This window comes from Streptomyces sp. NPDC018031 (assembly GCF_044327625.1).
Classification (GTDB): domain Bacteria; phylum Actinomycetota; class Actinomycetes; order Streptomycetales; family Streptomycetaceae; genus Streptomyces.
The window spans coordinates 511,768-523,064 of the sequence record NZ_JBIRFT010000003.1 but is presented as its reverse complement, the minus strand read 5'-3'; the positions used below and the strand labels follow the sequence as shown (position 1 = coordinate 523,064).

Annotated in this window: 1 protein-coding gene; it reads left to right on the top strand. The window is 74.2% G+C overall.

Features of this window, described 5'->3' with window-relative positions; all coding sequences use genetic code 11:
* Positions 1 to 16: 16 nt before the first annotated feature.
* Positions 17 to 11,284 carry an SDR family NAD(P)-dependent oxidoreductase gene (locus ACH4B3_RS12375; protein WP_398462738.1) on the top strand — a complete coding sequence of 3,756 codons (11,268 nt, stop codon included), beginning with the start codon at positions 17 to 19 and terminating at the stop codon, positions 11,282 to 11,284.
* The last annotated feature ends 13 nt before the right edge of the window (positions 11,285 to 11,297 follow it).

The following is an 11,297-nucleotide window of genomic DNA, read 5'->3' as shown; positions in this document are numbered from 1 at the left end:
ACTGTCTGGTTTCTCCGTGTCTGGTTTCTTCGAGGGGGCGGCGCTGATGTCGAACGAAGAGAAGCTTGTCGATTATCTGAAGCGGGTCATGGGGGATCTCCGCCAGACCCAGCGCCGGCTGCGTGACGTCGAGGAGAAGGCCCGGGAGCCCATCGCCATCGTGGCGATGAGCTGCCGCTTCCCCGGTGGCGCGCAGTCCCCGGAAGCGCTCTGGGACCTGCTGTCGCGCGGCACGGACGCGGTCTCCGGATTCCCGGACGACCGCGGCTGGGACCTCGACGCGCTGTACGACGCCGACCCCGACAGCACGGGCACCTCCTATGTGCGGGAGGGCGGCTTCCTCCACGACGCGAGCGAGTTCGACCCGTCGTTCTTCGGCATCTCGCCGCGCGAGGCCCTGGCCATGGACCCGCAGCAGCGGCTGCTGCTGGAGACCAGTTGGGAAACCCTGGAACGGGCCGGGATCACCCCGGCCGCGCTGCGCGGCAGCAAGGCCGGCGTGTTCATGGGCACCAACGGCCAGGACTACGCCGTCGCCCTGCGGCAGGCGCCCGAGGGCGTCGAGGGCTACCTCGCCACCAGCAGTGCGGCCAGCGTCGTCTCCGGCCGGCTCTCCTACACCTACGGGCTCGAGGGCCCGGCCGTGACGGTGGACACGGCCTGCTCGTCGTCGCTGGTCGCCCTCCACCTGGCGGTGCAGGCGCTGCGGCAGGGCGAGTGCTCGCTGGCCCTGGCGGGCGGTGTCACCGTCATGTCCACCCCCGGTCTGTTCGTGGAGTTCAGCCGGCAGCGCGGGCTGGCGCCGGACGGCCGCTGCAAGCCGTTCGCGGCCGCCGCCGACGGCACCGGCTGGGGCGAGGGCGCCGGCGTCCTGCTGCTGGAGCGGCTGTCCGACGCCCGCCGCAACGGCCACCCGGTGCTCGCGGTGGTCCGCGGCTCGGCCGTCAACCAGGACGGCGCGAGCAGCGGCCTGACCGTCCCCAACGGGCTCTCCCAGCAGCGCGTCATCCTCCAGGCGCTGGCCAACGCCCGGCTGACGGCCGGTGACGTGGACGCGGTGGAGGCGCACGGCACCGGCACCACGCTGGGCGACCCCATCGAGGCGCAGGCGCTGCTCGCCACCTACGGCCAGGACCGGCCCGAGGACCGGCCGCTGCGGCTGGGCTCCATCAAGTCCAACATCGGGCACACCCAGGCCGCCGCAGGTGTAGCCGGCGTCATCAAGATGGTCCTCGCCATGCAGCACGGTGTGCTGCCGCAGTCGCTGCACGTGGACGCGGCGACGCCGCACGTGGACTGGACGGCGGGCGCGGTGCGGCTGCTCACCGAGGCCGAGGCATGGCCGGAGCGTGACGAGCCCCGCCGGGCCGGGGTGTCCGCGTTCGGGGTCAGCGGCACCAACGCGCACGTGGTCCTGGAACAGGCCCCGGCCGCCGAGGAAACCGACGGCGGCACCGAGGCGTCCGGTGCCCCGGCCACCACCGAGGCCGCCGGACCCGCCTCGCCCACCGCCGCCCCCGGAACCGCTTCTCCGGCCCTTACCGGGCCGCTGCCGTGGATCCTCTCCGGCAGGTCCGAGGCGGCGCTGCGCGCCCAGGCCGAGCGGCTGCTGGCCCACCTGGCCCGGCATCCGGAGCTGTCCGCCCAGGACGTCGGCTCCGCGCTCGCCACGACCCGAACCGTCTTCGAGCACCGGGCGGCGGCCGTCGCCTCCGACCGGGACGGCCACCTCGCTGCCTTGCAAGCACTCGCCGAGGGCCGGGACGCCCCCGGCCTGGTCCGCGGCGACGCCGGTCCCGGCAGCGGACACCGCACCGTGTTCGTCTTCCCCGGTCAGGGTTCGCAGTGGGTGGGGATGGCCGCGGGTCTGCTGGATGCTTCGCCGGTGTTCGCGGAGCGGGTCGAGGCGTGTGCTGCGGCGCTGGCGCCGTTCATCGACTGGTCGTTGGTGGATGTGTTGCGTGGGGTGCCGGGTGCGGCGTCGTTGGAGCGGGTGGATGTGGTGCAGCCCGCGTTGTGGGCGGTGATGGTGTCGCTGGCGGAGTTGTGGCGTTCGTATGGTGTGGTGCCGGCTGCGGTGATCGGTCATTCGCAGGGTGAGATCGCGGCTGCGGCGGTGGCGGGTGCGTTGTCCTTGGAGGACGCGGCGCGGGTGGTGGCGCTGCGGAGCCGGGCGCTGCTGGCGTTGTCGGGTCTGGGCGGCATGGTGTCGGTGTCCCTGTCGCAGTCCGACGTCACCGCCCGGCTGGAGCGCTGGGAGGGGCGGATATCCGTCGCGGCGGTGAACGGGCCGTCGTCGGTGGTGGTGTCCGGTGATCCGGAGGCGTTGGAGGAGCTGCTCGCGGAGTGTGAGGGCGAGGGTGTGCGGGCGCGGCGGGTGCCGGTGGACTACGCCTCGCATTCGGCGCATGTGGAGCGGATCGAGGAGGAGGTGACCGGCGCGCTCGCCGGGATCACTCCTCGGTCGTCGGATGTTCCGTTCTACTCCACGGTGACCGCCGAGGAGGTCGACACCGCCGGGCTGGACGCCGGTTACTGGTACCGCAACCTGCGGCAGACCGTCCGCTTCGACGAGACCGTCCGCCTGCTGCTCGACTCCGGGCACCAGATGTTCGTCGAGGCCAGTGCCCATCCGGTGCTGACCATGGGGATCGAGCAGACCGCCGAGGACGCCGACGTCCCGGCCGCCGCCATCGGCACCCTCCGCCGCGACGAGGGCGGGCTGGACCGGTTCCTGACCTCACTCGCCGAGGCCCACACGGCCGGGGCGCCGGTGAGCTGGCAGACCGTCTTCGGGGACGGCACCGGCCGGGCCGCCCACGCCCTCCCGCCCCTCCCCACCTACCCCTTCCAGCGGCAGAGTTTCTGGGTCAAGCCCACCGCCTCGGCGGTGGCCGACGTCGCCTCGGCCGGACTGGGCGCCGCCGACCACCCGCTGCTCGGCGCGGTGGTGTCCCTGGCGGACAGCGACGGACTCGTCCTCACCGGCCGGCTGTCCCTGCGCAGCCACCCCTGGCTCGCCGATCACGCCGTGCTGGGCAGTGTCTTCGTGCCCGGCACCGCCCTGGTCGAGCTGGCCATCCGCGCCGGTGACCAGGTGGGCTGCGACCGGCTGGCGGAACTCACCCTGGAAGCGCCCCTGGTACTGCCCGAGCAGGGCGCCGTCCAGGTGCAGCTCGTGGTGGAGGGACCGGACGCCGCGGGCCACCGGGCCCTGACCGTCTACTCCCGTCCCGACGCCACCGACGGCCCGGCCGACCAGAGCTGGACCCGGCATGCCACCGGCACCCTGACCACCGGCTCCCCGGCCACCGGTGTCCCCGCGGACGCCGCGGCGCTCACCGTGTGGCCGCCCGCCGGCGCCGAACCCGTCGGCATCGAGGGCCTCTACGACCGGCTCGCCGCGATCGGCCTGGAGTACGGGCCGGTGTTCCAGGGCCTGCGCGCCGCCTGGCGCCGCGGTACCGAGATCTTCGCCGAGGTCGCCCTGCCGGACGCCCAGCGGAGCGAGGCCGCACGCTACGGGGTGCACCCCGCCCTGCTGGACGCCGCGCTGCACATGGCCGGAGCCGAAGGAGCCACGGCCGCCACCCCGGAGGCCGCCCGGCTGCCCTTCGCCTGGAGCGGCGTGACGCTCCACGCCACCGGCGCCGACCGCCTGCGCGTACGACTGACCCGTACCGGCAGCGAGGGCCTGTCGGTGCTGGTCGCCGACGGCTCGGGGGCTCCCGTGGTCTCCGTCGACTCACTGGTCGCGCGCCCCGTCGACAGCATGCGGCCGGCCGGCCGCCGGGCCGCCCACGACGCGCTCTTCGGGCTGGACTGGGTGACCGTTCCGGCGCCGTCCGGCGCCGACCGGGGCGCACCGGCGCCCGCGGCCCCGGCCCCGCGCTGGGCGATCGCCGGCGCGGACTCGTTCGGCCTCGCCACCGGCCTGACGGCCGCCGGACACACCGTCGCCGCCCATCCGGACCTGCCGTCGCTCACCGCCGGCCTGCCGCCGACCGGAGCCGACACCCCCGCCGGACCGGGCACCGGGACCGTGCCGGACCTGGTCATCGCCCCCTTCGGGCCGGCCTCCGGCCCGTCCGCCGACGGCGACCTGCCCGCCGCCACCCGGGAGGCGGCCCACCGTGCGCTGACCCTGCTGCAGAGCTGGCTGGCCGACGAGCGGACGGCCGGCTCCCGGCTGGTCCTGGTGACCCGCGGAGCGGTGGCGGCCGGCCCCGACGAGCAGGTGACCGACCCCGCGTCGTCCGCGCTGTGGGGCCTGGTGCGCTCCGCCCAGACCGAGCACCCGGGCCGGTTCGTCCTGGCCGACGTGGACGGTGAGACCTCCTCCACCACCGCCCTCGCGGCGCTGCTCGCGACCGGCGAATCCGACGAACCGCAGCTCGCGGTGCGGGCCGGCGTCATCCGCGCACCGCGCCTGACCCGGGTACCGGCCGCCCCGGAGCCCGGCCCCCTCCTCCCGGACCCGAACGGCACGGTGCTGGTGACGGGTGCGAGTGGGGTGCTGGGTGGTCTGGTGGCGCGGCATCTGGTGGTGGTGCATGGTGCGCGGCGGTTGTTGCTGGTGAGTCGTCGTGGGCGGGCTGCGGCGGGGATGGTGGAGCTGGAGTCGGAGCTGCTGGGTCTGGGTGCGGAGTGGGTGTCGGTGGCGGCGTGTGACGTCGCTGACCGGGAGGCTCTGGCCGGGGTGCTGGCGGGGGTTCCGGCGGAGTATCCGCTGGCGGGTGTGGTGCATACGGCGGGTGTGCTGGATGACGGTGTGGTGGAGTCGTTGACGCCGGAGCGGGTGGATGCGGTGTTGCGTCCGAAGGTGGACGCGGCGGTGAACTTGCATGAGTTGACGGCGGGGTTGGGTCTGTCGGCGTTCGTGTTGTTCTCGTCGGCGGCGGCGACGTTCGGTGCGGCGGGGCAGGGGAACTACGCGGCGGCGAACGCGTTCCTGGACGGGTTGGCGTCCTACCGGCGGGCTCGGGGTCTGGCGGGTGTGTCGTTGGCGTGGGGTTTCTGGGCCCAGCGCAGTGAGATGACCGGGCACCTGGGCGACACCGACATGAACCGCATGTCCCGCGGCGGAGTCCTGCCGCTCTCCTCCGAACTCGGCCTGGAACTCCTCGACGCGGCGGCCACGGACGGCCGGGCCCTCCTGGTACCCGCCAAGCTGGACCCGGCGGCGCTGCGTGGCGGGACCGGCCCGGTGCCGCCCCTGCTGCGCAAGCTCGTCCCCACCGCCACCCGCCGGACCGCGCGGAGCGGCGACGCCGGTGCCGACAGCGAACTGAAGCGGCGGCTGGCGGGCCTGACCGAGACCGAGCGGGAGCGTGCCCTCCTCGACCTGGTGACCACCGGGGTCGCGGCCGTCCTCGGCTACGGCAGCACCGACACCGTCGACCCGGCCCGGGCCTTCAAGGAGCTGGGCTTCGACTCGCTGACCGCCGTCGAGCTGCGCAACCGGCTCAACGCGGCCACCGGGCTGCGGCTTCCCGCCACCCTCGTCTTCGACTACCCGACGCCCTCGGCGCTCGCCCGGCACCTGCGTGCCGAACTCGTCGTGGACGGGGAGCGGGGCCCCGGTCCGTCGGCAACCGCTCCGGTGGTCGTGCACGGCGACGATCCGATCGCGATCGTCGGCATGAGCTGCCGCTACCCCGGCGGCGTCCGCACCCCCGAGGACCTCTGGCAGCTCCTCGCCCGGGGCGGCGACGCCATGTCCGGCTTCCCGGAGGACCGTGGCTGGGACCTCGACACCCTGCACCACCCCGACCCCGACCACCGGGGCACCACCTACGCCCGGGAGGGTGGTTTCCTCTACGACGCGGGTGAGTTCGACCCGGCGTTCTTCGGTATCTCGCCGCGTGAGGCGGTGGCGATGGATCCGCAGCAGCGGCTGCTGCTGGAGACCAGCTGGGAGGCGCTGGAGCGGGCCGGGATCGACCCGGAGAGCGTGCGCGGCAGCCAGACCGGTGTCTTCGCCGGCGTCATGCACCACGACTACGCCTCTGGCCTGCACACCGCACCCGAAGACGTCGAGGGATACATCGGCAACGGAACAGCGGGCAGTGTCGCCTCCGGCCGGGTCTCCTACACCTTCGGGTTCGAGGGACCGGCCATGACGGTGGACACCGCGTGCTCGTCGTCGCTGGTGGCGCTGCACCTGGCGGCCCAGGCGCTGCGGCAGGGCGAGTGCTCCCTGGCCCTGGCGGGCGGCGTCACCGTCATGTCCACCCCCGGCCTGTTCGTGGAGTTCAGCCGGCAGCGCGGGCTGTCCCCGGACGCGCGCTGCAAGGCGTTCGCGGACGCGGCGGACGGCACCGGCTTCTCCGAGGGCGTCGGCGTGCTGCTGCTGGAGCGGCTGTCGGACGCGCGCCGCAACGGGCACCCGGTACTGGCCGTGGTGCGCGGTTCGGCGATCAACCAGGACGGCGCGAGCAATGGTCTGACGGCGCCGAACGGTCCGTCGCAGCAGCGGGTGATCCGGCAGGCGCTGGCCAGTGCGGGTCTGTCGGCGGCCGAGGTGGACGCCGTCGAGGCGCACGGCACGGGTACCACGCTGGGCGACCCGATCGAGGCGCAGGCGCTGCTGGCCACCTACGGCCAGGAGCGGTCCGGCGACGAGCCGCTGTGGCTGGGCTCGGCCAAGTCCAACATCGGACACACCCAGGCCGCGGCCGGTGTGGCCGGTGTGATGAAGATGGTGCTGGCGATGCGGCACGGCGTACTGCCGCAGACCCTCCACATCGACCGGCCCAGTACCCATGTCGACTGGTCGGCCGGGGCCGTTCAGCTCCTCCAGGAATCCATCGCGTGGCCGGAGACCGGCCGCCCGCGTCGTGCCGGCGTGTCCTCCTTCGGCGCCAGTGGCACCAATGCGCATGTGGTGCTGGAGCAGGCGCCGGTGGAGCCGGTGCCGGTGGAGGCCGAGTCGGCTGAGGCGGCGCCTGCGGCGGGTGTGGTGGTGCCGTGGGTGGTGTCGGCGAAGACCGGGCCGGCGCTTCGGGCGCAGGCGGAGCGGTTGCGGTCGTTCGTCTCCGGTGAGCAGGTGCCGGTGGGGGATGTGGCCTTCTCGCTGGTGACGTCGCGGTCGGTGTTGGAGCACCGGGCCGTGGTGCTGGCTGATGGCCGCGAGGGGTTTGTGTCGGGGCTTTCGGGTGTGGTGTCGGGTGAGCCGGTGCCGGGTGTGGTGCTGGGTTCGGTGGTGCCGGGCAAGTCCGCGGTGCTGTTCTCCGGCCAGGGCTCGCAGCGGGCCGGGATGGGCCGGGAGCTGTATGCGGCCTATCCGGTGTTCGCGGATGCTTTCGACGCGGTGTGCGCCCGTTTCGATGCGGTGTTGGACCGGCCGTTGCGTGAGGTGGTCTTCGCCGAGTCCGAGTCCGAGTCCGGTTCTGCGGATGCGGGGTTGCTGGATCAGACGGTGTTCACGCAGTGTGCGCTGTTCGCGGTCGAGGTGGCGTTGTTCCGGTTGGTGGAGTCCTTCGGTGTGGTGCCGGACTTCGTGGGCGGGCATTCCATCGGTGAGCTGGCGGCGGCGTATGTGGCGGGGGTGTGGTCGCTGGATGACGCGTGTGCGCTGGTCGCGGCGCGTGGCCGGCTGATGCAGGCCCTGCCCACTGGTGGCGCGATGATCGCGGTGAACACCACGGAGGAAGAGGTCCGGGGGCTGCTGGCCGGCCGTGAGGACCTGGTGGGGGTCGCGGCCGTCAACGGCCCGGCGTCCGTGGTGCTGTCGGGTGTCGAGGCGGCTGTGGTGGAGGTCGCGGAGGCGCTGTCGGCTCGGGGGGTGAAGACGCGTCGGCTGCGGGTGTCGCATGCGTTCCACTCGCCGTTGATGGAGCCGATGCTGGCCGAGTTCGAGCAGATCGCCCAGAGCCTGACGTATGCCGAACCCTCCATCCCGGTCGTATCCAACGTGACCGGCCAGGTCGCGTCGGCGGAGGAGCTGTGCTCGCCGGGGTACTGGGTGCGGCATGTGCGGGAGGCGGTGCGGTTCGCGCAGGGTGTGGAGGCGCTGGACGCGGCCGGGGTGGTGACGTTCCTGGAGCTGGGTCCGGACGGTGTGCTGTCGGCGATGGGCCAGGAGTCGGTGCCGGAGGCGGTGTTCGCGCCGGTACTGCGGAAGGACCGTGCGGAGGCGGGTTCGCTGGCGGAGGCGTTGGCGGAGATCTTCGTGCGGGGTGCGGGGCTTGACTGGTCGCGGTTGCTGACCGCGTCCGGGGTGGTGGGGCGTCGGGTGGATCTGCCGACGTATGCGTTCCAGCGGGAGCGGTACTGGTTGGAGTCGGTGCCGGTGGCCGGGGATGTGGCGTCGGTGGGGATCGGTGCGGCCGGGCATCCGTTGCTGGGTGCGGCGGTGGCGCTGCCGGAGTCGGACGGCTGGTTGTTCACCGGGCGGCTGTCCCTGCGGACCCACCCCTGGCTCGCCGACCACGCCGTACTCGACGCACCGGTGCTGCCTGGCACCGCCTATGTGGATCTCGCGCTGTTCGCGGGGGAGCGGGTCGGGAGCGGACGGCTCGAGGAACTGGTGCTGGAGGCGCCCCTCGTGCTGCCGGAGAGCGGCGCCGTTCAGCTGCGGCTGGTTGTCGGCGGTCCGGAGGCGGACGGCGGGCGGCCGGTGAACGTGTACTCCCGCCGGGAGGAGGCCGAGGACTCCGAGCAGCCCTGGATCCGGCACGCCACCGGCTCGCTCGCCGTGGAGACGGCCGAGCCCGCCCTGGCGGCCGGCGCGGCCGAGCTGGCCGCGTGGCCGCCCGCCGGGGCCGAGCGAGTCGGTACCGAGGACATGTACGAGCGCTTCGCGCTGGGCGGCCTCGGCTACGGGCCGGTGTTCCAGGGCGTGCGGGCGGCCTGGCGGCGCGGCGACGAGGTGTTCGCCGAGGTCGCGCTGCCCGACGATGAGCCGCGGGCCGCCGCCGGATTCGGGGTGCACCCGGCACTGCTGGACGCGGCGCTGCACGCGGCGGGCTTCCGGTCTGCCGCCGGGCAGGACACCGGTTCCGAGGCCGCGGTGGCCCCGGCGCCGGACGCGTCCGCCGCCTCCGACTTGTCCGCCGCCTCCGCCGCCTCCGCTGCGGCTGACGGCTCCGGCAGCGGGCAGGTCCGCCTGCCGTTCGCGTGGAGCGGGGTGTCGTTGCAGGCCACCGGGGCATCGGTGGTCCGGGTGCGGCTGTCGTCGGCCGGTGCCGACGGTGTCGCGGTGCTGGTGTCCGACGAGGCCGGCCGGCCGGTGGTGACGGTCGACGCGCTGGTGGCGCGCCCCGTGTCGCGGGCGCAGATCGACGGGGCCCGGGGCGGCGCGGACGAGTCCGTGTTCCGGGTGGAGTGGATCGGCGCGCCGGCCACCGGGCCGGTGGCCGCGGCCCGTTGGGCGGTACTGGACGACGGTGCCGCCGCCTTTGCCACGGAACTGGCAGAAGCGCTGCGCGGCGCCGGTGCGCCGGAGGTGGTCTCGGCGCCGGGGCTGGCCGAGCTGGCCGCGGCCGGGCAGCCGCTGCCGGAGCTGGTGGCCGTCCCGCTGACCGCTGAGGCCGGGACCGACGCCGCCGCCGTGCGGGCCGCGACGGGCCGGGCGCTCAGCCTGGTCCGGCAGTGGCTCGCGGACGAGCGGACCGCCGGCTCGCGGCTGGTGCTCATCACCCGGGGCGCGGTGGCGGCCGGTGCGGGCGAGCCGGTGCGCGACCTGGCGTCCGCGGCGGTGTGGGGGCTGCTGCGGTCCGCGCAGGCCGAGCACCCGGACCGGTTCGTGCTGGTCGACATGGACGACCGGCCCGCGTCGCCGGCGGCACTGCCGGCCGCCGTGGCGTCCGACGAGCCGCAGCTGGCCCTGCGTTCCGGCGCCGTGCTGGTGCCGCGTCTGCACCGGATCCGGAGCGGCGGCCCGCAGGACCGCCCGGCCCTCTGGGGGTCGGAGGGGACGGTGCTGGTGACGGGTGCGGGTGGTGCGCTGGGTGGTGTGGTGGCGCGGCATCTGGTGGCCGAGTGTGGGGTGCGGCGTCTGTTGCTGGTGGGTCGTCGTGGTGGGGGTGCGCCGGGTGCGGTGGAGTTGTCCGGGGAGTTGGAGGCGCTGGGTGCGTCGGTGACCTGGGCGGCGTGTGATGTGGCGGACCGGGGTGCGCTGGCGGCGGTGATCGCGGGGGTGCCGGCGGAGTATCCGCTGACGGGTGTGGTGCATGCGGCGGGTGTGCTGGATGACGGTGTGGTGGAGTCGCTGACGCCGGAGCGGCTGGATGCGGTGCTGCGTCCGAAGGTGGACGCGGCGGTGAACCTGCATGAGCTGACTGCGGGTCTGCCGTTGTCGGCGTTCGTGTTGTTCTCGTCGGTGTCGGGGACGCTGGGGGGTGCGGGGCAGGCGAACTACGCGGCGGCGAACGCGTTCCTGGACGCGCTGGCGGTCTACCGGCGTGGTGCGGGGTTGCCGGCGGTGTCGTTGGCGTGGGGGTTGTGGGAGCAGGCCGGTGGGATGACCGGTGGGCTGGCCGAGGCTGATGTGCGGCGGATGGGGCGGGCCGGGATCACCGGTCTGTCCACCGCCCAGGGGCTGGCCCTGTTCGACGCGGGGTGTGCCGGGGACGAGCCGGTCGTGGTCCCGGTCCGCCTGGACACCGCCGCACTCCGCACCGCCGCCCGGGAACAGGGCCGGCCGGTACCGCACCTGTTCCGGGAGCTGGTCCGGGTCCCGGTCCGCCGGTCCGCCGGTGACTCCGGCCCCGGCACCGACGCGGACGCGGCCGCCGCGCTGCGCAAGCGGCTGGCGGAGGTCTCCGGCCCGGACCGCGAACGCCTGCTGCTGGAGACGGTGCGCGGCCATGTGGCCGCCGTCCTGGGGCACGCCACCGGCGGGGCGATCGAGGCGGAGAAGTCCTTCAAGGACTTCGGGTTCGACTCGCTCACCGCGGTCGAACTGCGCAACCGGATCAACACCGCCACCGGGCTGCGGCTCACCGCCACCCTGGTCTTCGACTACCCGACCCCGCTGGCGCTCGCCCAGCACCTGCACGGCACCCTGCTGACGGACGACGCGACGGCCCGGGTCCCGGTCTCCGTCGAACTCGACCGGCTGGAAGCCGGACTCGCCGGCATGGACTGGGCGGAGATCGGGCGCACCGGAGTGGTGGCCCGGCTGCGGGACCTGCTGGCGAAGTACGGCGACGCCGAGGACCCGGCGGGCGGCCCGGCCGCCCCGGACGACGGCCAGGGCGGCAGCCTCGTCGACAAGCTCGACTCGGCGACCGACGACGAACTCTTCGACATGCTCGACCAGGATCTCGGAATTGCCTGAACGGAATCGGCAC